The organism is Belliella filtrata (assembly GCF_022549775.1).
Taxonomy (GTDB): domain Bacteria; phylum Bacteroidota; class Bacteroidia; order Cytophagales; family Cyclobacteriaceae; genus Belliella; species Belliella filtrata.
This window is the reverse complement of sequence record NZ_JAKZGP010000040.1, coordinates 21,494-48,367: the sequence shown is the minus strand read 5'-3', so window position 1 is coordinate 48,367 and position 26,874 is coordinate 21,494. Positions and strand designations below refer to the sequence as shown.

Genomic DNA, 26,874 nt, shown 5'->3' with positions numbered 1-26,874 from the left:
ATGTTCACGTGGAGAAGTTAGTGGAGACACACATAAAAGTAAAGTCTTCAGAAAGTACTGCAAATGAAGAGCTAAACTGGGTTCATACAGCCATAAGTAACCTGAAAAAGAATCTATTGGGAATCTACCACATGGTAACCGAAAAATATATCCAAAACTATATCGATGAGTTTGTTTATAAACTCAACAGAAGATATTTTGGAGAAAAATTGTTTGACCGTCTAATTGTTGCGGCAATTCAAACATACGTGTAAAGTTAGGGGGAGTCATATTATAAAAAATAACCATTGTGCAATCAAGATTCTCAAACTTAAATTTATCTGGAAGAATATGTAGGTAAAATTTCTCACCTATTTACCCCTTAGTTATCAAAAATCTTTCAACCTAAACTTTACCAAAATAATGCTTTCGGCATCTCTTTGACTCTTTTCCAAATCAAGAATTCTTTGGGAAGGTTTACTTTTACCATGTTTGACTATCATAGAAAGCATATCTGAACCATAGTAACCTAATAACTCACCTTCATTGGTTGTGGTCTCAACTAATGGCATTGGAATATTATCCATATCATTCATCCAAGAAGCGCCTATATTGACCTGACTTTTATTGTTTTTTGAATAAAATATCCTACAAACTTGCTTGTCATAAAAATAGGTAGCATGCAGTAAATCTGCTGTTTCATTCACTCTATGGAGAGACGCCCAACCACCCACTTTTTTGTTTTTATAATCCTCCACAAATGTGGATAGCTCATCAGCTTCCATGTCATACAACCGTGGTGGATTAGCACTGGTAAAGTCAAATGCAAACCTCTGATAAACTCTTCCTTCTTCTAAATCAACCCCATAAACAACCGAATTGATTGACTCCATAAGCCTCAACGAATCCCCAACTTGATAAAAGCCAAAGCTTGAATTCGGATACATCAACAGTTGTTCACGATAAGCTGTCTCCAAATCTTGCTTTTCGATTTCTTCCGCTTCATTTGCAATGATAAATCTAGGTTGAATAGGAAAAGTTCTTTCAAAGACATGTCCATTTGATAGTCTGGAATTATAGATAGCTATTTTATAATCACTAATTGGAAAAAATGAGGTATGTTGAACTTTATTATTTATAGCTCCCAAAAACTCTCCTGTGATCGCAAAGTGCAGGATTTTTTGACTTCTCGGTGAATAAATTAAAACATTACCTGAACTTCTATCAACCTCAAAGTCTTTGATATCTCGATATTCTTCTGGCCCTCCGCCTTTTCTTTGGATAGCATTTATAAATTCACCCTTACCGGTAAATATAAAAATGGATTCGGTATGGCGATCGAAAATATAAACATAACCATTGTGATGAATCATTTTGGCTACCTCACCTATAACCATATCCCCCGGTAAGGTAAGCGGGAAGTAATCTATACTCGACACAATCAGCGATGCTTTCATCGAATACTCCTCATCTATATCCTTTTTCGGATCTATACTGATGATCTCCGCTTCCCCATAAGATTCACTTACGAACTCAATTGCTTCATTTGAATTGTTGCAAGCCTGAAGTAGAATTACCCAAGACATGCAACACTTGACAACAATATTCCAAATCGATAATCTTGAATATTTCATTTGATTTATTCTTAAGTGTTTTAAAAAGGGCAACTATCTAATAAACTAATGATTTTTATTTGAAACTAAATAGCATTGATCATAATGAAACTTATCAATAATATCTCTTGACCTATCACATGATAGCAAGAGTATATTTGCAAGCATGATTATGCAAGTAAAATTTCTCATTTCTTCATTCTTTTTGAAATCAAAAATCTTTCAACCTAAACTTTACCAAAATTATGCTTTCCGCATCTCTTTGACTTTTTTCCAAATCAAGAATTCTTTGGGAACTCAAATTTTTATTATGTGTGACCATCATAGAAAGCATATCTGAAGTAAGAGAGCTTAAAAAGTATCCATCATTAGTAACAGTCTCAACAGACAGCAATGGAAAGTTATCTATATCATTGACCCATCCATGTTTTGAATTAACCAATTCCTTGGTTCTCTTAGAAAAAAAGACCCGATACATTAGTCCATCATAACCATATGAAATAAATAGATGATCCTTGCTTTCAAATACTTTGTAAATCGAAGCCCAATCTTTTTTTCTGCTTTCTTTAAATTTATCCATAAATAATGAAAGCTCTTTGTCATCCATATCGTATAGCCTTGGAGGGTTATCATAAGCAAAATCAACAATAAATCTTGGGTACACTCTCCCCTCTAAAAGATCAACTCTATATATCACGGAGTTGATTGAATCCATCAGCCTCAGAGAGTCTCCTATTTGGTAAAAACCAAAGTCAGAAAAAGGGAACATCAGCAATTGTTCACGATAAGCTGTCTCCAAATCTTGCTTTTCGACTTCCTCCTCATCATTTGCAATAATAAATCTAGGTTGAATAGGGAAAGTTCTTTCAAAGACATGTCCATTTGATAGTCTGGAATTATAGATAGCTATTTTAGAATCACTAATTGGAAAAAATGAGGTATGTTGAATCTTATTATTTATAGCTCCAAAAAACTCTCCTGTGATCGTATAGCGCAGAATTTTTTGACTTCTCGGTGAATAAATTAAAACATTCCCTGAACTTCTATCAACCTCAAAGTCTTTGATATCTCCATATTCTTCTGGCCCTTCACCTTTACTTTGGATAGCATTTATAAATTCACCCTCATCATTAAATATAAAAATGGATTCTGTATGCCGATCGAAAATATAAACATGTCCATTATGATGAATCATTTTCTCTATCTCGCCTATAATCATATCTCCTGGCAAGGTAAGCGGATAATAATCTATACTCGACACGATTAGCGATGCTTTCATAGAATACTCCTCATCTATATCGTTTTTAGGATCTATCCTGATGATCTCTGCATCCCCATAAAATTCATTTGTATACTCCACTCCATCATTTGAACTGTCGCAAGCCTGAAACAGCATTACGCTAGACAAACAACACCTTATAACAATGTCCCTAACCGATATTCTTGAATATTTCATTTGATTGTTTTTGGATTTTTGATAGGTGAAACATGCTATTAAAAACTCTTCAAATTAAAAAAGCTCAAGACAGGGTTACTTGATTTATCTATCCCCTCTAATAATTGGTCCAATCCCGATTCCTCCCTCCCAGATTTGGGAGAGATTTCACCTAACATAAGAACTACATCCGGCCAAGACACAGTCACGATGGACTGATCAAAATAATGGAAATAAGAAGCGGAACCGTTAGAGCTAAACAGGGAATGGGAAAAGTGGTTAAATACAGGTCTCAACAAAGAAATCGAATTACCTGATTCTTTGGAATATAAAACATTAAAAACCTGTTTATCACCAAAAATGATAAACATAGCTCCATCTTTCAAACTGATGTATCCATTAACAAAACTTTTATTGGCATCCATCTCCAAATATTCTTGCGTATTGATGCTAGGCAAGCGCTCCTGAGGAAAAGCATGAATCCCCATATCAATCTTATAAAAAGGTGATGCACCCTCCTGACTTATGGAATAAATCACATTACTATAACGAGGATTGTAGAAAATATCCGAACCAGAATTCTGTAAAGGATCATGTATTGAAAAAGAAAAATTGTGATTCCTGTCTTCGAACGCTTTGTAACTTACTTTACCTTCCATATCAGCTACCACCAAAGAGTATCCATCAATTTCTTCTTTATCCTGATTGGCTGACAACCCTGAGTTAAAAACAAATTGATCATCTGTCAAATGAATCATGGAACTAAACAAAAAAGGCATTCGAAGATTTTCTATAAAATCTCCTTCATACGTATAAAATTTTATCCTTCGCCCATCCAAATCTACTAAGCAAATGAGCTTATTCGTAACATCCAAAGAAACGTCTAGAATAGAGAAATATTTATCTGGACCATCCCCTACGGCATGAATCTTATGCATAAATTTCCCTTTGTCATCAAATACGAATATTGATTTGGTGACTTGCTTATCAATTACAAAAATCATATCATCATCAAAAAGCAATTTATCTACAGCACCAATCAAACTTTCATCGGTTGTCTCTAGCTTTACATATTTGACAAACTCAATGTAATCCTCATACTTTATTTCCGACTTATTATCGAAATTAACTGTAACAATATGCTCAGCATCAGGCTCATCTAACAGATCAACTTTGGTGGATTTTTGACTACAACTGCTGATAAACAGATTAATGGTTAAAAGGAAATTGGATAATCTCAAAACAGTAGACATAATTATTTGGAGTAAAAAGGTTAGAAGGAATTGAAATAAAATTATCAATCTGACACTATAGGTGAATTTAGCTTAATGAGATGAAAATCCGATTTAACCCAAAACCGTTCATCATAAGAAATAGTTGTGCATTTATCAGAATACTTATTTCAATTTATTAGGACTGAATTTAAAGCCTATAAGAAAAGGGGAACTGTATTGCTTCAAACATGGTATTTATTCAAATAAAAAACCCATGCCTTTAGAAGAAGCATGGATTTAATATGTGATTTCTAAAATATCTCCTGCGCAAAGAAATACAATTCATTTTTCCAGTATTCAAAATTGTGGTGATGATCTGGTATTACCCTGTAAGTGTGAGTTATACCCTTACTATTCAAAAACTCATGAGCTCCATTTGACACATTCATCAGATTATCCTTATCTCCACAACTCAAAAACAATAACTTCAGGTTTGATTTGGTAACCTCTGGCTTAGGAAGTAATGCCTCTCCCCTCTTAGTATTAGGAGCTGGTGAGAATGCCCCAACCCACGCAAAATGCTCTGGATTGCCTAATCCAAAATTCATTGATTGTCCTCCACCCATCGAAAGACCAGCTACAGCCCTATTTTCCACTCCAGGCTTTACTTTGTATTCCTTCTCAATGTAAGGAATCAGGTCTTTAATCAAATCTTCTTCAAATGTGGCAAAAGCCTTCACTGGTTCTGCTCCAAATATATCTCCTTCGGCCCTATCATTTTTCATGGCACGACCATTAGGGATCACAATGATCATAGGTTTTGCCTTATTTGAAGCATATAGGTTATCAAGAATAACGTTCGGATTACCTTGATCAAGCCATTCACGCTCGTCTCCACCTATGCCATGTAGCAAGTATAATACGGGATAAGCTTCATTGGCATCAAAGTTTGGTGGTAAATAGATATTTGCTTGTCTATCCACTCCAACTGTTTTGGAAGGATACTTAAACTCTTTGACTTCCCCTTGAGGCTTACTAGTATCAGGTTTATCAAAGCCTTCTGGCGCAATTAGCTGATCTGACTGACCAAATGCGAAATTTGTAAGCGCCAAGCTGAGCATCAAGGCTGTTGTTTTTAGTGCTTTCATGGGTTATTGGGTGTTAGGTTTAAGGTTTTTATATTATCTAAATAAAAATGAAGAACTTCAAATGTTTGGTATTTTAAGACTCTTCAACTAATTGGTTCGAGAAGACACACATCAAGGGTTAGAAAACTCTGGCCAAGAATTAGGTTTCGATCTGTGAGTACACAAACCAAAGTGATAGTTTTTTTTATTGTTGATTGTATTAATTTTTTCCCACGAAGGTACTAAGACACCAAGGGAGGGTTGTTTTAGATTTTTGTCCTGATAGCTTTCGGGATTAGATTTAATAGGAAAGGTCGATTCTAGAATCTTTGTCGCGTCCTGAAATTACTTGACACTTTTTCCTTGTCTCTTGTTTCTTGCTTCTTGCTTCTATATGTAAACCTTCGAGGTTTTAGGAAACCTCAAAGGTTGTCTATAAAAGAGGTCTGTCGCTTCTCATCTCTAGCATCTCGCTTCTCACAATTTATAATACTCTTCCCAACCTTTTCTTGGAGGGGTTCCTGTGAGTAGCTCGTTGGCTACTTTATTGTTCGTGATTACTTTTTTCTTTCTGTCAAACTTGAGGTTAGCATTCAATTGCTGAGCAAGAACCCCTAAAGAGAATACTTGGCTAAGTGGGCCAGTTACTTCAAATGGAGACCTTGTCTTTTCCTCTCCTTTCACTGCCAATAGGAAGTTGGCAAAATGGTTTGATGAACTTTCAGGTACTTCTGGAAGGCTGCTCTTCATGTCATTGGCTGCTTCTTCAGGTATGATCGAAAGTGTGCTTCCATGGGATCCACCTTTGAAAGTAAGATCCTTGCCGTAAATTATTTTCCCAGGATTCAATGTTCTCTGTTCAATCTGTCCAGTACCAGCTGCGGGTATATCAGAGCTTAGCTCAGATGATCCATACCCTTCAGGAAGTGGTGGGAGATTTTCCAATCCATCATACCAAGTCACTGTAAGTGCTGGCATTTTCTTTCTTTTTGGGAATTTGAAATCCAATGTAGTGGCTTGTGGGTAGAATAGCGGATTGTGACCATCAAGCTTGACAGCATTGATTTCTTCTGGCAAACCTAAGTCCAAATACCTGTGAAAACTATCCATGATATGTGCACCCCAGTCTCCTAAAGCACCCATTCCGAATTCATACCAACATCTCCATTGACCATTGGCAAAATCCTTATTGTAATCATGATGTTCTGCAGTTGTAAGCCACAAGTCCCAATCTAAGGTTTCAGGGATTGGCTCTGCTGCTGGATAAGTAGTCTTTGAAGTATCCCATCCATGCCATCTTCTTCTGCTGTTCATGTGACAAGAGATGTTTTTTACGTCTTTGATGATCCCAGCATCCACCCAAGCTTTGAATTGAAATGCATTGGCTTCAGAATGTCCTTGATTACCCATTTGTGTGATTACATCATACTTTTTGGCAGCTTTCATCATCAACTCCACCTCCTGGAATGTTCTGGCCATCGGCTTTTCTACGTAAACCGGCTTTCCTGATGCCATGGCATGCATGGTGATTGGGAAGTGAGAAAAGTCTGGTGTACAGATCACCGCCGCATCAAATTCAACCTCATTTTTATCGAACAAATCTCTAAAGTCCTTGTACCTTTTAGCCTTAGCATGCTTATCCATGATTTTGGTGGTATGTGGTGCCCCCATATCTACATCACAAAGTGCAACAACATTAGAATAACCTGTCCTATCAAAATCATTGATCACTTGCTCCCCTCTATTTCCTATTCCTATACATGCCAAATTGACCCTATCACTTGGGACTTTTGATGCCATCTGAACTATCTCACCAGCCTTATTTCTAATTTCTGGTTTAGAAAATAATACATGGCTAGGAATCACATGGAATGCTCCAAATGCCAAAGCACTTTTCTTAAGAAAATCTCTTCTTTTGTCGCCTTTTGATTGTTTAGGTTTATTGGATTTATCTTTCATCTTGATTCAATTATAGTTTAACCCCCAAAATACTGCTTAATACATTCAAATAGAAACCGATTGTAAAATTCTACGCACACGATTGCAAAACCCTATGCATTACCTTAAACTATTTTTTGGGATAGTAATTTTATCGGTTTAGAACCAAGTTCTGTACTTCAAAATATACTGGTTTTGGCTGGAGCTCTTCATCTAATAAAAAAGGAAACGCTTTTCGGCCAGGCTTATCTAACCATGTATGATCATCTCCTATTCCCCAAAATGTAACATTCGTAATGATATCGCTATAATCTAATAGCACATTGAATATCATAGAATAAGCTACTTTTTGTCTAAATGAAAATGTACTTGTGTAAACTTCTGAATCAGCCTCATCATTTGAGGTATATACTGGCAAATCAAGTTCAGTAATTTGAATTTCCACATCCAAAGTTCTAAACAAATCCAAAGTAGTCCTTATATCAGCTTCAGACGTATTCACTGACCAATGCCCCTGCAAACCAATACCATCAATTGGAATACCATTATCCTTCAACCTCTTAACCAAATCATATATTTTGTTTCTTTTCCAACTAAAAATTGAATTGTAGTCATTGTAAAACAACTTGGCATCTGGATCCGCCCTTCTGGCATACACAAATGCTGAATCTATGTAAGCCGGCCCCATGATTTTAAACCATGGAGAATCCTCCCTATAAATAATCTGACCATTCGGATCCCAATCGAACATGGCCTCATTCACCACATCCCAAGCATACACATCCCCTTTGTAACGAGACACCACAGTAGTAATATGCTCTTCCAATTGTTTCATAGCAACTTCTGGAGTATGTAAGTCTCCGTTTTCGTCATAAAACATCCAGTCAGGAGACTGTGAATGCCAAGTCAAAGTATGCCCTCTAACTTTCATGTTGTTATCCTTGGCAAACTGAACAATTTGATCAGCGTTGGTCCAAGTGTATTGACCTTTGACACGCTGAAGTGCATCAGGCTTCATCACATTCTCTGCTGTCAAACTGGAAAAATGCGTCTGTAAGGCTTGACCATGCGGGCTTGATGCGGTAGCCTGCTGAGGAGTAACTGCAGCACCGATTGGAAAATAAGCTTCAAACAACTCTTTAAGTGGAATGGCAATTTCTCCCATATCCTCATCATCAGGATCATTCAATTCAGGAGATACTTCCCCTGGGTCTGCACAGCTCCAGGCAATTAAGACCAAAGCCATAAAGGCCCATGATGTTTTTTTATTGATTTTCATTATTTTAGGTGTTTTGGGTTAATTGTTTTTTTGGAATTTCATCCATATTTCAATCTATCAATTTGATTGATCTGTGAGGACACAGACCAAAGCGAAACATAGCGGATACTTATAATCTTTTAATTTGTCTATTGTCCTATTGCCAGTTCGATTGGTTTGTGAGGACACAAACCAAGGAGAATATAGTTTTATTGCAATCATTAAATATTAAATCCCCCAAGGCAGACAATTTCTTCAAATATTTCAATCTCTAATCTACAATCACTTTCCAAATGTCCAATAATCAAAATACATGATATTACTTGGTGCTTTTCCTTTGAACACAAAATACAGGTCATGTACACCGCTCAACTGCTCCACCTCTGTATTTACCAAGGACCACCTGTCGTCTCCTCCAGTGAGCGGAACTTTTACTGTTGTCAGAAGCTTTCCATCTTTACTGCCCAACCTCACTTCCATATTCACATCGCCATTGTGGGTAGTGCCTACGCGTGCAGTGAATCTGGTAGCTCCGCTATCTCGAAAATCAACTCCTACAACTTTGGTGAAAGCATCATTTCGTGTGGCTGTGATAAAATTCCCCACTACCTCATTGCTCTTTGCTTTAACACCTTCTGACCAAGCAATCATTTCAGCTTCATTTTTCACATAAGGATTGACAGATCCTATGCTTTTAGTGATTCCTTCTGTCATTTTCATGGGAACTATTGTACCATCTTCATTGAAAGTCACTTCTTCCACAGCAACTGATCGGGTAAAGCCACTTCCTCCAGGTAAAGCTCCATTGTGATAGAAGAGGTATGTTTTTCCTTTGTAATCAATAATTCCTGGATGATTCGTGAAGCTTCTCCCTTCTGATGGCATTAGCACCCCTTTGTATTCCCATGGTCCTGTCGGACTATCGCTCATAGAGTAACCCAGATGCTCTGGTAACTCACCCGCGGCAAAAAGTAGATAATAGATACCATTTCGCTTATAAAGCCAAGGACCTTCTTCGTAGGTAGTAGGCCTCTTAGGGTCATCAGCTTTCCTTTTCCCAAAGGACTCAATAGTATTTGGAAATTCTCCAACTTCACCATCAAGTGAGATCATGTCTTCGTTCAATTTGACATAATGACACACTGGATTTCCCCACATCAAGTAAGCTTGTCCATCATCGTCTACAAATGCTGTTGGGTCAATATCAGCCATACTATTGCTTATCAAAGGCTTACCCAATGGATCAATAAATGGCCCATATGGACTATCCGATACTGCTACACCTATTCCGTTTTTATTGTTCCTATCGGTAATCGGTACATACATATAAAACTTACCGTCTCGCTCAATACACTGTGGTGCCCAAGCGTTCATTTTACCCCATGAAAAATCCTTGTAAGACAATATGGCTCCATGATCTGTCCAGTTTACCATATCCTCTGTGGTATATAATCTCCAGTCGTTCATGGTAAACCAAGTCGATCCATCTTCATCGTGTGAAGTATATAGGTAGACTTTATCATTGTAAACCAATGGTGCAGGATCTGCTGTGTAAGCAGTCTGAATGATTGGATTTTGGGCTTTGGTTTGGGCAATGCCAATTATAGCAATTAGGACAGTAAAGGTTAGTATTTTATACTTTAGTTTTTTAATCATTTCAGCTATATTTTATTGTATTTATACACTTTTGCGTCAGACGCTTTACAAAACGATATATCTTTTAAAACACTTGATACATAGATAATTTTTCATTCAACAAATGGTAGCATTGCGGATAATCGTCAACTGTCAAAGGACAACAGTCATCACTCGTGCTCCTTGATGAAGTAATGAAAATCTGTTGTTGGAGAAACTTTGTTTGACTTGTGGCAAAGTAGCGTATATTCATTATTACTTTGCGAATTTCCACCAATCAAAATAGAATAAGTCACTCTCTCCTTTAAACACAAAGAACAAATCGTGAACACCGCTTACATTTTTCACTGATGCAGTGATGCTTCTCCAGATATCTCCTTGACCTTGGTCTTCTATTACCATGGTTCCAATCAACGGACCATCCAAACTGTCAATACGTACTTCGATTGCTCCACCATACAGCGGGGCAATATTTACTTCAATCGACTTGGTTCCAGCTGAAAAATCCACACCTTGTACATTGATATAATCTCCATGATGAATAGAGGAAACAAACAACCGATCAGCAATCTTCTCCCCTTTATCCCAAGAAATATTCCTTTCCCACTCTGTAGCAAATTCCGTTTTCACCCCCCGACTCCAAGCCATTGTTTCCGCCTCGACACGATTGTAAGGGTTCAATGTCCCGACTTGTTCGACATTCTTTGACCAGAAAGGATGCTTCTGAATAGTACCATCATCATTGTATTTCAGCTCTTCGACAATTACAGAACGCCTTTCATAATGCTTGGCCATTGTTTGCTTAAGTATATTGTAATTAAACCCAAAGACATAGGTTTTACCTTTGAACTCAATAATACCGGGGTGGTTTCCATTGGATCGCTTGTCTCCATCCATTATCATTCCTTTATACTTCCATTTCCCTGTAGGAGAATCGCTCATAGCATATCCAATTCCTTCCGGACAGCAGGTCGAAGCATAAGCCATATAATAGTGGTCATTCCGTTTCCAAACCCATGGGCCTTCTTGGTAATTTTCTGGTGTGGAAGCATCTTGATTGATCTCTCCTGAAAAGGAGACCATATCATCATTCAATTTCACATAATAGACCTTAGGATTTCCCCAATACAGATAAGCTTGCCCGTCATCATCTATGAAAACAGCAGGGTCAATATCGTGGTCACTGTTTTTAATCAAAGGTTTCCCAATAGGATCTTTGAAAGGTCCATACGGACTATCGGCAACTAATACTCCGATGCCAACTCCACCAGGCATGGGGCAGTAGAGGTAGAATTTGCCATTTCGCTCTATGCAGTGAGCAGCCCAAGCTCCATTTTCATGTGGTACCCAGTCAAAATTCTTCAGTGAAGCCACAGCACCATGCTCTGTCCAATTGACCATATCAGTCGAAGTATAGAGGAGCCAATTGTGCATTTTAAAACCAAATGCATCATCCTCATCGTGACCAGTATAGAGAAAAACGGTATCATTATAAACCATTGGAGCTGGATCAGCGGTGAATTTTGTCTGAATGATTGGGTTTTGACCCTTCGCTATCAGACAGAATACCCCCATCATAAATACTGTCAGCACTAGTTTCTTTTGTTTGTTATTCATTTCATTTTTGTTTAATCAGTTAATACAAACCCACCCCGAGGTTGTATCGTGATCGTAACCTCTCCATTTTTATCAATTTCTATGGTTTTCACGCTAGGTTCTCTTTTGTTATCATCGTTGTACAAAGAGACTTTCTTTCCTTTGAGCATTGGCAAATTGAGCTTCAATGTCTTTACATCAGCTTCTGCATTGACTCCAGCGATATACCAATGTGCTCCACTCCTTCTAGCTATCACACTGTACTTTCCTGGATAGCCATCGATGTGAATTGTTTCATCCCAAGTTGTTGGAAGCTTCCTTAGAAAATCAAGTTCAAATTCAGGCACATCAGTAAGATTGTTTGGTGTAAGCCCGAACATTTGGACGGGATTTTGGAATAAAACCCCCGTGGCAAGTTGGAATATATCGGTAGTCAATCGCTCTTGCCCACGCTGATTTCCTCTGTTCAGGTATTTGTTCAGAATAATCCCACCAAACTCCATACTAGCCACTGAATTCCTGATAAAAGGATGAAGTGTGGCATAAAATGCCTCTTTCTCTCTTGTATCCTGAACGAAAACAAGCATCTCTGAAGCCAATACTGCCTCACTTCCTACAAAGTTTGGATACATCCTCTCCCAACCTCTTGGTAAGGTCGCACCATGAAAAATAATCATCAGGCCGTATTCATTTGCATCCGAAAGGATATCTTCATACAATCTCAATGTCTCTTGCTTATCGCCCCCAAAAAAGTCAACTTTCAACCCCTTTACTCCTGCTTCCTGTAGCCACTTCATTTCCTTCTTACGTGCAATGGAAGTGTTCATTTTGTTTAGTGGTGTTTGAAAAGCATCATTGGCAGTTCCATTAGAATTGTACCATAAGAAAACATCTACACCTTTTGAATTAGCATATTGAATCAATTCTTCCATCCGGTCATAACCGATTCTCTCATCCCACCAGGCATCTATCAAGATATATTCGAAATCCATGGCAGCGGCCAAGTCGATATATTTAACTTGATCTTCATAGTTCATGCTATTGTCTTGCCATATGATCCAACTCCAAGTACCCTTCCCGTATTTGTAATCTTGAGAAGCTTCATAAAGTGGTTCTACCACGTCGTATGGAATAGTTGTCTCTACTATAGGTTTCAATGAGGATCCCAAAGTAATCGTTCTCCATGGTGTATGGCTTGGCAGACCTAGCTGTGCTCCAGTGCTCCCAAATCCATTGTTTTGTTCCATTTGAGGATATGAAACGGTGTAAACACCATCTTGAATACCACTCAGGTGTGATGCGGTATAATTGCTACCGACACCTGTCTCTGAAAGCAATACCCAACCATCATTTCCTACTTTGAATAGTCCAGGAAAAACATAACCTAGTCTAGCATTGGTCTTATCGATAGGTTCATCAGTGACATAGCCACTTTCATAACTAGGTGCAGTTCTTGCAAATCCAGTCATGGAACGCATCATATTTGACAAAAACGCTGTAGATGAGGTTGGGAATCTGAACCCTGTGATCTCTTTTTCTACTACAATACCTTTGGTTTCCTTCCACATTGGAAGCTCATACCTGAAAGCGATATCATTGTCACTGACTTGGAAATGAATTGAAATTTCTTGATCAGCTTCATTCTTGATTGTGTAGGTGAGTGTATTGGCTTTGTAATGGATATCTGACTTCTTGATTCTATCTTGAGTGTAAGACTGATTTACATTTCCAGTTTTTGTTTTGACAAAAGAAAGTTGATCGGTGAAGGATCCAGCATTAGTTTCCAAACCTAAAGGTGAATTTTCGAGCATGGTCTTCTCACTGTATTTCACGGAATAAAATAGCTTCCCATCTTGTAATACTAAACTTACTCTGACAAGTCCATCTGGACTTTCAACTTGTCCTACTTCTTGACCAAAAGTTAGGCAAGTGATAAAAGTGAAGGCTATTAATAGTAATTTTCTCATGATAAATATCTTGTTGAATTAATTTATTGGTTCAAGTTTTCCTAAATACCCTCCTCTAGGCAGCATTCTAATTGAGATTGTATCATCCTTGCTGACTACTTTATAAGAGGTTTCTAATACTTGATCATGATTACCGTCTTTGATCAAAGTAAGTTTGTATTTCTGACCTTCATCTAGAAAATCTAGGGAAAGGTTTATTCGTTTTGGCTTAGACTCGCTATGTATTCCACTTAGATACCATTGATTCTCGCTTCTTCGAGCTAGGTTAATATCCACTCCTGGATAACCAGAAATGAACTGTGTATCATCCCAAATTGTCGGAATATCTCGTAAGAAAACTTTAGCCGCATAAGGGATCATTTCGTACCCTTCAGGCCGATCAGCCAAATGTTGTAGAGCGGATTCAAACAAAACACCTAATGCTATCTCATGGCCATAAGAGGTAATGTGAGGAAATTGAGAATTGGAAAAAGTCACTGGTGTATAATCCATCGACCCTACTACATTTCTTGTAAATGGCATGATTGTATTGTGAACTGGGGCTTCAATAGTGAAATCTGGCCCATTGTTGTACCACTCTGCACCTCTGACACCTTCATAAGTCATCAAGTGAGGATATGTTCGCGACCAACCTCTAGGCACTAAGCAACCATGAAAATAAACCAGCATTTCAAATTCAGCGGCATCTTCCAAGATATCAATGTAATAATTGATCATATCCTGCTTTTCACTTTCAAAAAAATCAATTTTAACACCCGCGACGCCCTTCTCTTTGAGCATTGTAAATTCCTTTACCCTGTTTTCATGGGTAAGCATTCTATCTTTTGGAGTAGCTTCTACCCAAGTATGATTTCCACCCGAATTGTACCAAATCAAAGGTTTTACACCAAGGTTTTGAATGTAAGTGAGCGCATCATTCAAGTTTCCGCCGTTACCCATCGCATCCCACTCCCAATCGATCAAAGTATAAGGCCAATTCATTTCAGCTGCCAAGTCTGCGAATTTTTTTACTACTTGAAAATCCTTGGTTCCATGATTGTGAGACCAATAATTCCATGAAACTAAACCAGGCTTGATCCATTCTGTATCGGTCAAAATTGATGCAGGAGATAGGTCATCCACCAGAGTGGAAGCAACTATGGATCCGATATCACCTACTTGTATCACTCTCCATGGCGAACTCCAAGGTAAAGAAATAGTAGGTTCTCTTTGCCCTTGTCCCCTACCATTCCAATCATCTGGGAACACGAGCTTATAAGATTTACTATCACCTTGATTACTTAATTTGGTCCCACAATAATTTCTATCAAGCCCTGCTTCGTGAATCAGAAAAAATGCAGTTGTATCAGCTGTATGAAATAATGCCGGATATGCCCAATCAGCTTGTGTATTTCCATCTTTGCTTGCCCTATAATAACCTTCATTGGCAGGGTTGAATTTCTGAAGCCAACGCATCGTACTATCGGGAATATGGTAGCTCGTAAACTCATCCAAAACCTTGAATTCTCCTGAGTTTTTTTCAGGAAAATGATAGCGAAAAGCTAGCCCGTCATCATAAAGCCTGATAACCACATCAAGCTTCGCCTTTTGAGCATTTTCAAAGTTAGCAACAACTTCATAAGCTGTATTGGAGCGAGAGAGCCTTTTTCCATGAACTGCCTCATATTGCTCCTTGATAAGTTTTGGCTTGCTCACCTTGAGTAGATTCAAACCAGAACCAAACTCTTGATCCTCTCTTTTCAATCCAAGCTCAATCATAGGAATTACCTCATTCTCTTCTCTTGATTCATCCAAATAAGATAAAACCAGTGTCCATTTTTTATCTTTTGGAAGCATTGCTTCCTCTAGGCTTACCTTAATTTTCCCATTTGGGGAAAAAATTGCATCTGAGCTCCTTTGGGCAAATGATTGATCAAAAATCAGGAAGAGATTAAGAAGCATCATTAGCGTAATAAGCCCAAACCTGTATCTAGTAATCCTTTTCATTGATTTCTTATTTCTCTTTTCCCTATTGCACAGCTTCGACCCCTTCTTCTGTTTGGATCACTTTCTGAATGGTGCCATCTTCATTGTAGTACATGTAGTCTATACAAATCGATCTTCTGTAGCTTCCTCCAGTCGGCAACACACCATTGTGATAGAAGAAATAATCTTTACCCTTGTATGAAACTACTCCTGGATGTACGGTGAAGCTATTGGGAACACTTTCCATGATCACTCCTTTGTGCTCCCAAGGACCTTCTGGACTTGTTGCAATAGCATAATCTATTTGCTCAGCCTTCTCACCCTTACTTGCATACAATAAATAATACAAATCTTTACGTTTGTAAACCCAAGGACCTTCTATGAAATTCTCAGGGTTCAGGTAGTTGATCGGACCATCCATTTCTATCATATTATCCCTCAGCTTCGCCCATTTTAGACTTCCATTTCCCCAGTAGATGTAGGCCTGACCGTCATCATCAATAAATACAGCTGGATCAATATCATCCCAACCATGCTTGTTGTCCTTAGTCATTTCATTGACTACAAGCGCTTTTCCGATAGCATCTACAAATGGACCGGTTGGACTATCTGAAACTGCTACACCAATGGCTGCACCTCCTTTACTGTTTTCATCTTCTTTGTGAAATGTGGACACATAGAAATAAAATTTACCATCTCGTTCCGTACAATGCGCTGCATAAGCATCTCCCGTGGCCCAGGAAAAAGTTTTTGGTGAAACTGGTGCTCCCTGATACTCCCAATTCACCATATCTGTTGAAGAAAAGACTAGCCAGTCCTTCATCTCATAGTTCTTGGATGTTACCGATGCTGTATCGTGACTGGTGTACAGATACACGGTGTTATTGTACACAATTGGAGCAGGATCGGCAGTAAAAAAGTCTTTGATTATGGGGTTTTGCGAAAAGCCTGAATGAAAGTTAAAACTGAACGCTACTATTAATAGAAATTTGAAGGCTATTTTCATTTGGTTTAGGTTTAAGAGTTGAAATAAACTTTCCCAAAGTTCAAAACTTTGGGAAAGTTTGGGATTAGCTAATCTTTCATTTTTTAGGGTTAAAAGATTAGACATTAAGATAATCAGTTAAATTTCACTTTATAAGTCTTGACAACACCTCTATAATCACAAGTCACAATGGCTTCGCCCTCTCTATCTTCAGCCTGATCTATCGAAATTTTTACACCTGATTGATCAGCTTTGGCCGTTACTTTGGGACTACCACTTGCATCTGCTGGAAGACTTGCTTTTACTTCATAGAGATCATATCCTAGAATACCATTTTCATTGGTAGATCTCACAGGTGTTTCTGGTACTTCTACCGCTTCTCCATTCACTGAAATGGTGATTTTAGGTGCTACAGGTCTTTTCAATTCTTTTCCATTGGCACTAAAACCAAGACCTAGAAGTTCGAACAACTCTTCATCATTTCCTGACTCTGCTACCAAGTAGATCGCATGCTTCTTATCCAATTGATCTACGTATTTTGCCACATCAATTTTGAACTTAGTTGCTTCTTGTTTTGAGTTTGCAGGAACTTCGACCACTCCGATTTTTGTACCTTTCCAAGTTTCATTGTCATAGGGGCCGTCTACCCAGACATTTACTTTGAAAGCTTTGTCTGTCTTTGGAGTCAAGAAAAGGTTGAAGGCTGTTTGATTTCCTTCTTTCGTACCGTCGAATGCTTTCAGACCAAATTTATCTTCACTCAGACCACCAAATCCAAAGTATTTATAGCCTATGATATGTCCATTTTTGACAGGTGAAATCGACATGTGGTTATCCCAAATGTCCCATGAATCTTGTTGTATACTGATATCAGAGAGGTAAGCGGCATAGCCTGCCGAGTAGTATTGATATGGATCCAAGCCATACATGTGGAACCCTTCCGAAGTTATTTCTGCACCTTTATACTCCCTTCCTTCTTTATCCTTAGCCGTCCATTGCTGATTAGAAGCATAAGGATCGTATGCACGAATTCTTGCACCACCACCTTCTGCTACTGGCGTTTCGTCTACTTCAAGGGAAATAGGAGCCACTACAGGCTGACGTGCAAACCCAAAACCTCTCGGCGGCTTGTGATAGAACACATACCATTGGCCATTGATATTCTCTATACTCCCATGGGTATTGTGACCACCATTGGTGAGCATGATAGCTGATCCATCCTCATTCAGTACTGGACCTCTGGAATCAACCAAAACGCCTCCACTTTTCCACGGCCCTAGCGGTGAATCTCCCACGGCATACCTCAATGTCGAGTTGGTGCTGCTCACACCATATTCAGGTCCAGAATAGCCACTGAATACGGAGATATATTTGTTACCCACTTTTCTGATAGAAGAAGCTTCAAAGAAGTTGAAAGTACCCAAATCTTCCTCTTCATAGATTGCAGGATAGGTAGTACCCTCTGGATCTCTCAATCTTCCATATCTGCTACTCGCTGGAAGGAAATAAGGAATGATCTCTGTGCCTGGTCTCAAAGAATACATGGTATTCTGATCAAGCTCTGCTGCCAAAGATCTTTGAAATCCCCAGAAAGCATAAGCTCTGAAACCAATTTCATAATCTGGATCATCTGGATCTGTGATGTAGTCAATAAATACTGCTGGGTCAAATCCTATTATGCTTCCCTCTACAGTTCTTTTCCCATCTGCTGTCATGTTGACTGGAGTAAATGGACCGTCTGGCCTCGAACCCTTGGCTACCATAGCTTCTCTCCCAGGCCCTCTGCTGTGTGGGTATAAGTAGTATTCTTTGGTACCATCCTTTTTCTTGATCTCGACCAAATCAGGGGCATACATCACATCCCACTGTCCATCAATCTCATAGGTGAAAATTGCTCCTTCATCTCTCCAGCTCGACAAATCTTCCACAGGAGCTGACCACATCCTGATATCTGGCCCACAATAGCTCGTAAATCTAAGATCGTGTGATCCAATAATGTAAGCACGGTATTTCCCAGGATTATCTGGATCTTCAAAAACCCTAGGTTCGCCATCGGGCAAATGCTCCCAAAGTGGTAAATAGGGATTCCCAGCCGCATTGTGGACATATTTCCCATCTTCATTCACCAAACTTTCTTGTACTTCTTCTTGGCCGCAGGCTACCGAAATGGAAGCTACCATCACTCCAAGTACTAACTTCGTAAGTAGGTTTTCTTTTAAGAAAAATGATAAGTTCTTCATATAATAGGTTAATTCTTGAGATTTTAAATTTCTATTTTACTTGTTAACTAAAGGGGAATCCTAAAGGCGTATCAATCTGTTGATTTTTCCGAGAGAAATTCATTGACATCCAACCAATGAATAAATGCATCAAACCAACGGTTACTGGTTCTATTAGGATTTCCAAGTCCAAAACCATGGCCGCCATTTTGATAAAGGTGGAACTCTACAGGTATACCTGCTTTGTACCAAGACTCGATAATACCATTCTGACCATTGAAAAGAAAATCATCAGTAGCAATCACATTGAACATAGGTGGGGCATCCTTGGGTACTTCAACTGGGCCCATCCCACCATAGATTGGGCCTATAAAGGCAAGCTTCATGGTTTTAGAATTCAGTGTACTATGCATGGTAAGACCTGCACCAGCCGAGAAGCCTATCATACCAATTCTGTCCGTATCGACACCCCATTCCTCTGCTCTTTCTACGATCATGGCATAAGCCGCCTCTGCGTCCTCAAGTTGATCGGAAAGGTCTCTTTGCACAGGACGAGGTCTTGATTCTCCACCTTGTGCTGAGTTTGCTGCCGCATCAAAGGTTCTGTTCATAGATTCCCTAAATCCATCCAAAGACTCTGGCGTTGGATGAAGTCGGTACTTAAGTACAAAAGCATTGATCCCTTGATCTGCCAAGGCTTTTGCTACTTTCCAACCTTCATTATCCAATGAAAGCCATCTAAACCCTCCTCCTGGAGCTACAATCACGGTCGTTCCATTTGCTTTTCCAGGTTCTGGAAGAAAAGGAGTAAGCGTAGCTACTGTAATGTTCCTTGCCATAGGATCGCCCCATTGGCGAAACCAAGTCTCTGAGGCAGGTTGATCCTTTACGCCTCCAGTACCCAGCGGAATAGCATTGGGTTCATCTGGGGTCTCAAGTGGATAAATGGTTCCATCCTGCGCCATTATAGAATTTGCATAGAAAAGGAAAGTGATTAGGAGGGAAAACTTCCCCAGTGAGTTGAGTAGATTGCTCATAGTTTGGTTATTTGGCTGAGTATATAATGAATATTTTGACAGATATCAGTTATTTAAGAAGAGCGTTCTCTTGATTCATTTCGATTTACCAGAGGCGGATAAGTTATTAATTGATATTGGATCCGTCGCGACGGACAAGTTATTGGTAGATATTCGGTCGATTCATAGTAAGAAAAAACCTTCCAGGTTTCACCAACTTTCTTTTTACAAACAGCTGATTATCGATAAAACCTGGAAAATTTTTGGGTCTCTGTTTTTTTCTATTTCACAATCGCATCATTACTTGTCGTAGCATATAGTCCTAACATATTTCCTGTAAATCCACCTGCTACATTTGTAGACAATATGTCGCCTGATACTTTCCCTCCTAGGTTTTGAATTTCGCCACCTGCTACAGCATAACCGAATTCATACTCATCTCCATTAGCTTTCACTTGAAGTGTAAGTGGTTTCGAGAGGTCTACCTTTGTACTTGCAAGGATTTGTGAGTTGATTTGTCTATTTCTCCCCATACCTTTTCCTTCAGTTCGCTGTAAAACCAACACATGATCATTACCCACTTTGGTCACACCAAACACATAATTGAAGGCTTCACTCTGAACACAGGTGATCCCTGCAAGGTCTTTGTCACTCTGCGGCTGGTAAGTTAACTTGGTCGTGAAGGAAAAATTCTGATGCTGCTGTCTGTAGAATAAAGTTGAAGTCGGCTTCACTTCTTTGATATTAGTAGCAAAAGGATTGATCTGCAGACCTCCTTTGACAAAAGAGATAAAATCTTCTCTTGGACCTCTTAGACCAATCCATCTATAGTCCAAATCCTTGGAATCAAACTTTTCGGTGTACACGAAATTGCCATTTGGAAAAAAACCATCTTTACCGTATTTAACTTCAGTGACTCCTTCAGGCATTTTCAATTTTGGCCCCATTGGAATCAATCCATTTTCAAAAACTGGCCACTCACCAGACCAATCTACAGGAAGAATAAATGTTTCTCTACCCGTATTGACCCTATTTTTCTCATTTGGCCTCACACCTAGGAAAACTCCATAATATTTATCATCAGGACCCAATACCAAATCAGCATGTCCTGCCCAATCTACTTTGTAGCTTCTCTCATCTCCAAAATACCTTTGGGTAAGTATCGGGTTGGAAGGAGCTGGGATAAATGGCCCCGTAGGACTATCACTCTTGAAAATCACTTCACTGTGGTTATCTCCAGTTCCTCCTTCAGCACACATCAAGTAATATGCACCATTCTTCTTGTACAAATGCGGTGCTTCTATCCAAATTGGGTTTTTGGAAGGATCTACTCCACCATCCACGATGATTTTGTCCGTTCCAGCTACAACTTGATCGTTTTCAAGATCATATTCCCATATTTTGATCACTCGGTGACCATTATATCGCTCTTCGCCTTCGTTTGGTGCATCATTGTGTACGACATAAGCTTTGCCGTCTTCGTCAAAAAACAATCCTGGATCTATCCCATCAAATTTCATCTTGATAGGATCACTCCATCCCTGAAACGGATCTTTCGTTTTCACCACGATATTGCCAAATCCACCAGCAAACTGCGTAGTGATCATGTAGAATGTATCATTGTATGGATTATACTTGATATCAGGCGCATAGATCCCCATGCTGATACCAGCATCTTGCACTTTCAGTTGGGAATTCCTATCCAAAACGTGACCAATTTGAGTCCAATTCACCAAGTCCTTGGAATGGAATATAGGAACTCCTGGAAACATAACAAAGGATGAAACAACCATAAAATAATCATCGCCCTTCCTTGTAATAGCTGGATCGGGATAACAGCCCTGTAGCAATGGATTATAGAATTCTCCTTCTTTCAGAGGATTGGTTTCATATATTTTATCTTTCCCTTCATAGACAACTTCAGCAAATACGGGAGCGTTGTTTTTCTTCTTCTGTGCATACCCATCAAATAGGGAAATCAAAGTCAAAAAGAGTGTTAAAATAACTGTTTGGTTCCTTTTCATTATTCTGATATTAAATTGATTTTTTGGCCAAATAAGGCCGAGTTATAATTATGGCTTTCTATTCTTCTATTTTTTAATTAAGTCGAATGATTGTATCTAATAGCCTAAAATAGCTAGCATCTGCTTTCCATATCTTCTGCCTAGCTCTCTGTATCCCGTAGCGGAGAAGTGTAGTCCATCATTCACCGCTTCACAGTTTTCCGAAGAGATTACATAGGCATTAGGAATCACTTGAGGTAATGTCGCAATGATCGCATTCATGCTTGCACATTTACCACCTTGCTCTGCACTCACCATTTCACCTGCAAGTATTGGTAATGAATTTTCATCCAATCCCAAGTCTTCTACAATAGTATCATAGACTCCCTTTACTTTAAGAGGCCATTCTTGGTCTCCTGTATTTGATTCTCCCTGATGAAGCAAAATCCCTTTGATCACACCGTCTTTTTGAGCCAATTTTGCCATCTCTATCAATCTGCCATAAGGATCTCCATCATATTCTTTGACCATATTTTGTAGCCAATCAGGAGCAGTATCTACATAGGATTGATAGTTATCTTTTTGAAACAATTCAATCTTTGTACCACCTACAGAGACATTGATCACACCAACTTTTATATGCGCAGGTAAATTTTCGACTAATTCGCGACCAAAGTAATCTGATGGTCCAAGTCCCGTGTGGCACCTGGTAAGAGGTGCTGCAGCTGGATACCAAATACCCTTTTTCCGCTCTAGGTTTTCGCAGTCTACTGCTTGAAGAACTTGAAACCTCTCATCTACTTCTGTATCAATTTCTTCAAATTTGGCATGTCCTTCCATATTGGATTGGCCAAAACTCAGGAAAATATAGAAGTTCTCATCTTGAGCAATTGCGCAATTAGATAAGGTGATCATCCCAATAAGGACGCTTAATACAAGGAATAACTTTGAGGACATAAGTGACTGATCTATTGATTTGGTTTATTGAATTAGTTTTTAGGTTTGCTTGGTTTAAAGGTATAGTTCTTTCCCTTTTCAGATTCAAACTCATACTCATATACTTGCCGAGTGGTTATCAATTGCAATTCACTTTCTGAATTGTTGATGGCTTGTTCAATTTTTGGGACACGATAAAATGGATTAGAATTGATAGCATTGACCTCCTTAAGGCCTTTCGCTTCTAGGGGATGATAGGATCTGATCCGGCATAGTCCACCCAAATGAGATTTGATATTGATTTCTACAGGGGTTTCATTCTCCCACATGAGGTCTACCTCAAATCCACCTCTGGCCTTCAAGCCTCTGAACGATCCATCTTTCCAAACATCAGGTAAGGCAGGCAAAAGGTGGATAGCGCCATCGTGACTTTGAAGTAACATTTCCGCTATACCAGCTGCACAACCGAAATTTCCATCGATCTGAAACGGTGGATGAGAGTCAAAAAGATTGGGATAGCTACCTCCTCTTTGTCTCTGATTCGGAACTATTGCTGGGCTTAACTGGTCCTGAATGAGTTTAAATGCATGATTTCCATCAAGGAATCTTGCCCAAAGGTTAACCTTCCAACCCATAGACCAGCCAGTAGATTCATCTCCTCTGGCACGTAATGAGGTACGTGCAGCTGTGAATAGCTCAGGAGTACGATAAGCTGAAATTTGATTAGATGGGAAAAGTCCATAAAGATGAGACACATGTCTGTGATCATCCTTAGGGTTATCCCAGTCTTCTTGCCATTCTTGAAGTTGCCCCCATTTACCGATTCTCATCGGTGGAAGTCTTGCTAGCATGGCTTCAATTTCTTCGACCAAAGCTTGATCTTTACCTAAAAGTTTGGCTGCATAGGATGTTTTGCGAAATAGATCAAAAAGCAACTGAGTGTCCATCGTAGTTCCTGAAGCCACTGCGGCATTGTGAAACTGATACGGCGTGTTTTCAGGAGATACAGAAGGAGATACGACCATAAAACCAGTGCTTGGATCCTCCACTAGAAAATCCAAAAAGAACAAACTAGCTCCCATATAGACAGGATATGTGTCTTCTAAAAAGTCAACATCACCTGTAAACTCATATTTATCAAAAATATGCTGACACAACCATGCTCCCCCAAGTGGCCACATACCAGCTGCTGCAAAATCAATTGGTCCAGTAACTCGCCAAAGATCCGTATTGTGGTGTAGCACCCAGCCTCTTGCACCATACATATCTTGAGCTGTTTTTTGGCCCGTGACAGAAAGGTCTTTGGCCATTTGAATAAATGGCTCATGAAGCTCACTCAAATTGGTCAGTTCAGCTGGCCAATAGTTCATCTCCGCATTGATATTCATGGTGTATTTACTGTCCCAAGCTGGTGTAAGCTGGTGATTCCATATACCTTGCAAATTGGCAGGCTGACTACCTGGTCTGGAGGAGGATATCAGCAAATACCTTCCGAACTGGAAATACAATGCAACCAGCTTTGGATCATTCCCTTTTGCAAATTGCTCAATTCTAACATCTGTAGGTAAATCAGCTGCCTCTGTCCTACCTAGATCAAGATTTACACGATCGTAGAGACTTCTGTAGTCTGCAATATGATCTTTGAGAATAGCTTCAAATCTTTTAGAAGAGCCTTGATCCAAATAAGCAATTGAACGCTCTTTTTCATCGGCTTCTAAACTTTCATAATTTACAAAATTGGTTGCAACGGAAATGTAAATGGTCACCTCATCAGCATCTGTGACTTTTACTTGTCCGTTTTCTGCTGAAAGGCTTCCGCCTTTATTCACAAACTTCACTTGAGCATGAAACTTCACCGCTCCTTTGATACCTTCATGATCACTTGATGTTCCTGTCATCACCAGCTGATCATTACCCTCTACCCGAAGATCAAAGTCGCCTGGTCGAACCATAGTAGCTGTGAAATTGATTGCTTTAGCCTGATCTGCAGAAATTTTGGCAACAATCAATTGATCGGGAAAAGAAGATACTACCTCGGTAGAATAATTCACGCCTGATTTTTTGAACCTATTGCTTACTATAGCTTGCTCAAGGTCAAGCTCTCGGTAATATTCCTCGACATCACTTGCATCATCATATTTGATCTTTAGTTCTCCAATAGTCTGATAAGGCATGCCATGTGGTCCTTTGAAAAAATTAGCATCAATCTCCTTTTGGGCATCTACATATTTCCCCTGAAAGATCAGCTCTCTAACTTGCTCTAGCGCTGCCAAAGCATTTGGATTGTCATTGCGGTGAGGCTGTCCACCGTAGAAAGTATCTTCATTTAGCTGAATAACCTCTTCATTAGGCCCTCCAAACACCATGGCACCAAGTCGACCATTGCCAACTGGTAATGCTTCTACCCATTGTGTGGCCGGCTTGTCATACCAAAGCTTCATATCAGGGTCAAATTTTCCTGATTGTGCTTGGCATGAGGCTAATGTCAAGGACATAAGAAGTAATCCTACTAACACCGAAAGACTTGATCTTAAATAAGTATTTGCGCTATATTTTGTTTGCTTAATCCTCATTTCCATTTTTTTCTATCATTGGAAACTAATCCAATCAACTTCTACAGATTTTTTACCCCTATACACCACTACCAAGTCCTGGCAACCAGCCTTACTGGCTTTCATGTCTGAATTCAACTCTGCCCAATCTTCTGTGGCCTTTAAATCAACCACTGTAATTAGCTCACCTTTTTCACTTCCTAACCGCACTTCCAGTGAGCCATCATTATCTTTTGACTTGATTCGAAATTTCACCTTACGGAATTGACCATTGTCGAAATCTACCTGATTGTACCTAACCCAAGCATTATCCCTTGAAAATGTAGATTTCCAACCAGCGAAAGGATTTGAATCATCTAGAAATGAAATCCCATAGCCAACCTCACTTTTGGCACTATACCTATCAATCTGAATGGGACTAGATGCAGAGGACACCCCAATTCCACGAAGTGTAGGCTTCACTTTTTTGATCTTTCCCTTTTCATCAAAAAACAAGCTATCTGCCCTGATCGACCTGTTTTTATCGAAATCTGGTGAGTAATCATTGTGGTGATAAAACAAGAGCCATTGGCCTTCATATTGGACTATGGATTGGTGATTGGTCCAGCAACCTACGGGTGACTCATCCATGATCACTCCCTGGTATTCAAAGGGTCCGAGTGGATTGTCAGCAGTGGCATATTCAATCCTTTCAGTTTTGTTGGCCACATGGGGATAGGTCATGTAGTAGGTTCCTTCACGTTCAAAGACAAATGGGCCTTCTTTGAGTCCTTTGTCTGGAAAATCTTTCAAAGTGAAAACCTCAGAATCCAACTCTTTCATATTGGGCTTCAGTTTAGCACCAAAAAAATGATGCTGAGACCAATAGAGATAAGCCTGACCATCATGGTCTATAAAAACATTTGGATCGATCCCATTTACGTTTGCAATTGGATTGGATTCAGGAGTGTAGGGACCTTCGGGTTGATCAGCTACTGCTACTCCGATTTTAAAGCTTGATCCATTTACACCAGGAGCATCACTTTCCAAATCCCTGTTTTTGGCTTTGCTAGGAAAGTAAAAATAAAATTTACCATCCTTCTCTATAGCATCGGGAGCCCACATGCTGTAGGATTCATCATCAGCCCATGGCACTTGATATTGACTCAAAATCATCCCATGATCTTCCCATTCTGTAAGATTTGCTGAAGAGAAAACATGATAATCTTCCATGCAAAACCAATCGGGTCTACCTTGAGTAGAGTCACAACGGATATCATGTGAAGGGAATACATAGATTTTACCATTAATCACCCTTGCAGTAGGATCTGCGGTAAACTGGTCTCTTATCAAAGGGTTCTGACCAAATGCCAAATTCACATGAAGAAGTATCATTCCAAAAATACTGAGACCAGTAAATAAGGATTGCTTGGACAGTTTTTTTAAAGCTCCCATAT

Annotated in this window: 18 protein-coding genes; 1 reads left to right on the top strand and 17 read right to left on the bottom strand. The window is 39.2% G+C overall.

Annotation, left to right across the window (positions count from 1 at the left end):
• The coding region (locus MM239_RS14235; RefSeq protein WP_241348919.1) for a transposase at positions 1-254 on the top strand (254 nt) is incomplete at its 5' end.
• 114 nt (positions 255-368) lie between these two features.
• On the opposite strand, the gene MM239_RS14230 is transcribed toward MM239_RS14235, so the two are convergent.
• From MM239_RS14230 to MM239_RS14150, 17 genes are all read right to left on the bottom strand, one after another.
• Positions 369-1,613, bottom strand: coding sequence for a 6-bladed beta-propeller (locus MM239_RS14230; protein ID WP_241348918.1), 1,245 nt, complete (start codon positions 1,611-1,613; stop codon positions 369-371).
• Positions 1,614-1,803: 190 nt separating this feature from the next.
• Entirely contained in the window at positions 1,804-3,048 is a 1,245-nt protein-coding gene (locus tag MM239_RS14225) for a 6-bladed beta-propeller (protein ID WP_241348917.1), read from the bottom strand.
• Between the two features lie 38 nt (positions 3,049-3,086).
• A complete protein-coding gene (locus MM239_RS14220; protein ID WP_241348916.1) occupies positions 3,087-4,280 on the bottom strand; it encodes a 6-bladed beta-propeller in 1,194 nt (397 codons plus the stop codon).
• 272 nt (positions 4,281-4,552) lie between these two features.
• Positions 4,553-5,389 carry an alpha/beta hydrolase gene (locus MM239_RS14215; protein ID WP_241348915.1) on the bottom strand — a complete coding sequence of 279 codons (837 nt, stop codon included), beginning with the start codon at positions 5,387-5,389 and terminating at the stop codon, positions 4,553-4,555.
• A 456-nt stretch (positions 5,390-5,845) separates the two neighbouring features.
• The gene (locus tag MM239_RS14210; RefSeq protein ID WP_241348914.1) at positions 5,846-7,327 is read right to left on the bottom strand and encodes a Gfo/Idh/MocA family oxidoreductase; all 1,482 of its coding nucleotides are present in this window, start codon (positions 7,325-7,327) and stop codon (positions 5,846-5,848) included.
• Positions 7,328-7,457: 130 nt separating this feature from the next.
• Positions 7,458-8,585, bottom strand: a complete 1,128-nt coding sequence (locus tag MM239_RS14205; RefSeq protein WP_241348913.1) for an endo-1,4-beta-xylanase — start codon at positions 8,583-8,585, stop codon at positions 7,458-7,460.
• A 261-nt stretch (positions 8,586-8,846) separates the two neighbouring features.
• Positions 8,847-10,220, bottom strand: a complete 1,374-nt coding sequence (locus MM239_RS14200; RefSeq protein ID WP_241348912.1) for a glycoside hydrolase family 43 protein — start codon at positions 10,218-10,220, stop codon at positions 8,847-8,849.
• 234 nt (positions 10,221-10,454) lie between these two features.
• Positions 10,455-11,816, bottom strand: coding sequence for a glycoside hydrolase family 43 protein (locus MM239_RS14195; protein ID WP_241348911.1), 1,362 nt, complete (start codon positions 11,814-11,816; stop codon positions 10,455-10,457).
• Between the two features lie 11 nt (positions 11,817-11,827).
• Entirely contained in the window at positions 11,828-13,762 is a 1,935-nt protein-coding gene (locus tag MM239_RS14190) for a glycoside hydrolase family 97 protein (protein ID WP_241348910.1), read from the bottom strand.
• A gap of 18 nt (positions 13,763-13,780) precedes the next feature.
• Positions 13,781-15,748: a glycoside hydrolase family 97 protein gene (locus MM239_RS14185; protein ID WP_241348909.1), complete on the bottom strand. Its 1,968-nt coding sequence runs from the start codon at positions 15,746-15,748 to the stop codon at positions 13,781-13,783.
• Positions 15,749-15,770: 22 nt separating this feature from the next.
• Positions 15,771-16,733 (bottom strand): glycoside hydrolase family 43 protein, encoded by a 963-nt coding sequence (locus tag MM239_RS14180; RefSeq protein WP_241348908.1) that lies wholly within the window; start codon positions 16,731-16,733, stop codon positions 15,771-15,773.
• Positions 16,734-16,846: 113 nt separating this feature from the next.
• On the bottom strand, positions 16,847-18,952 hold the full coding sequence (locus tag MM239_RS14175) for a hypothetical protein (RefSeq protein ID WP_241348907.1): 2,106 nt from the start codon (positions 18,950-18,952) through the stop codon (positions 16,847-16,849).
• Positions 18,953-19,023: 71 nt separating this feature from the next.
• Complete coding sequence (locus MM239_RS14170) at positions 19,024-19,968, bottom strand: alpha/beta hydrolase (protein WP_241348906.1); 945 nt, start codon at positions 19,966-19,968, stop codon at positions 19,024-19,026.
• A 260-nt stretch (positions 19,969-20,228) separates the two neighbouring features.
• A complete protein-coding gene (locus MM239_RS14165) occupies positions 20,229-21,971 on the bottom strand; it encodes a glycoside hydrolase family 43 protein (protein WP_241348905.1) in 1,743 nt (580 codons plus the stop codon).
• Between the two features lie 96 nt (positions 21,972-22,067).
• Positions 22,068-22,865, bottom strand: a complete 798-nt coding sequence (locus tag MM239_RS14160; RefSeq protein ID WP_241348904.1) for a sialate O-acetylesterase — start codon at positions 22,863-22,865, stop codon at positions 22,068-22,070.
• Positions 22,866-22,939: 74 nt separating this feature from the next.
• On the bottom strand, positions 22,940-25,459 hold the full coding sequence (locus MM239_RS14155; RefSeq protein WP_241348903.1) for a glycoside hydrolase family 95 protein: 2,520 nt from the start codon (positions 25,457-25,459) through the stop codon (positions 22,940-22,942).
• 15 nt (positions 25,460-25,474) lie between these two features.
• Positions 25,475-26,872 carry a family 43 glycosylhydrolase gene (locus MM239_RS14150; protein ID WP_241348902.1) on the bottom strand — a complete coding sequence of 466 codons (1,398 nt, stop codon included), beginning with the start codon at positions 26,870-26,872 and terminating at the stop codon, positions 25,475-25,477.
• Positions 26,873-26,874: the final 2 nt, after the last annotated feature.

Excerpts from the sequence above, each read along its gene's own strand:
- MM239_RS14230 (WP_241348918.1), bottom strand. The coding sequence starts at position 1,613 with ATGAAATATTCAAGATTATCGATTTGGAATATTGTTGTCAAGTGTTGC.
- MM239_RS14225 (WP_241348917.1), bottom strand. The coding sequence starts at position 3,048 with ATGAAATATTCAAGAATATCGGTTAGGGACATTGTTATAAGGTGTTGT.
- MM239_RS14220 (WP_241348916.1), bottom strand. The coding sequence starts at position 4,280 with ATGTCTACTGTTTTGAGATTATCCAATTTCCTTTTAACCATTAATCTG.
- MM239_RS14215 (WP_241348915.1), bottom strand. The coding sequence starts at position 5,389 with ATGAAAGCACTAAAAACAACAGCCTTGATGCTCAGCTTGGCGCTTACA.
- MM239_RS14210 (WP_241348914.1), bottom strand. The coding sequence starts at position 7,327 with ATGAAAGATAAATCCAATAAACCTAAACAATCAAAAGGCGACAAAAGA.
- MM239_RS14205 (WP_241348913.1), bottom strand. The coding sequence starts at position 8,585 with ATGAAAATCAATAAAAAAACATCATGGGCCTTTATGGCTTTGGTCTTA.
- MM239_RS14200 (WP_241348912.1), bottom strand. The coding sequence starts at position 10,220 with ATGATTAAAAAACTAAAGTATAAAATACTAACCTTTACTGTCCTAATT.
- MM239_RS14195 (WP_241348911.1), bottom strand. The coding sequence starts at position 11,816 with ATGAATAACAAACAAAAGAAACTAGTGCTGACAGTATTTATGATGGGG.
- MM239_RS14190 (WP_241348910.1), bottom strand. The coding sequence starts at position 13,762 with ATGAGAAAATTACTATTAATAGCCTTCACTTTTATCACTTGCCTAACT.
- MM239_RS14185 (WP_241348909.1), bottom strand. The coding sequence starts at position 15,748 with ATGAAAAGGATTACTAGATACAGGTTTGGGCTTATTACGCTAATGATG.
- MM239_RS14180 (WP_241348908.1), bottom strand. The coding sequence starts at position 16,733 with ATGAAAATAGCCTTCAAATTTCTATTAATAGTAGCGTTCAGTTTTAAC.
- MM239_RS14175 (WP_241348907.1), bottom strand. The coding sequence starts at position 18,952 with ATGAAGAACTTATCATTTTTCTTAAAAGAAAACCTACTTACGAAGTTA.
- MM239_RS14170 (WP_241348906.1), bottom strand. The coding sequence starts at position 19,968 with ATGAGCAATCTACTCAACTCACTGGGGAAGTTTTCCCTCCTAATCACT.
- MM239_RS14165 (WP_241348905.1), bottom strand. The coding sequence starts at position 21,971 with ATGAAAAGGAACCAAACAGTTATTTTAACACTCTTTTTGACTTTGATT.
- MM239_RS14160 (WP_241348904.1), bottom strand. The coding sequence starts at position 22,865 with ATGATCACCTTATCTAATTGCGCAATTGCTCAAGATGAGAACTTCTAT.
- MM239_RS14155 (WP_241348903.1), bottom strand. The coding sequence starts at position 25,459 with ATGAGGATTAAGCAAACAAAATATAGCGCAAATACTTATTTAAGATCA.
- MM239_RS14150 (WP_241348902.1), bottom strand. The coding sequence starts at position 26,872 with ATGGGAGCTTTAAAAAAACTGTCCAAGCAATCCTTATTTACTGGTCTC.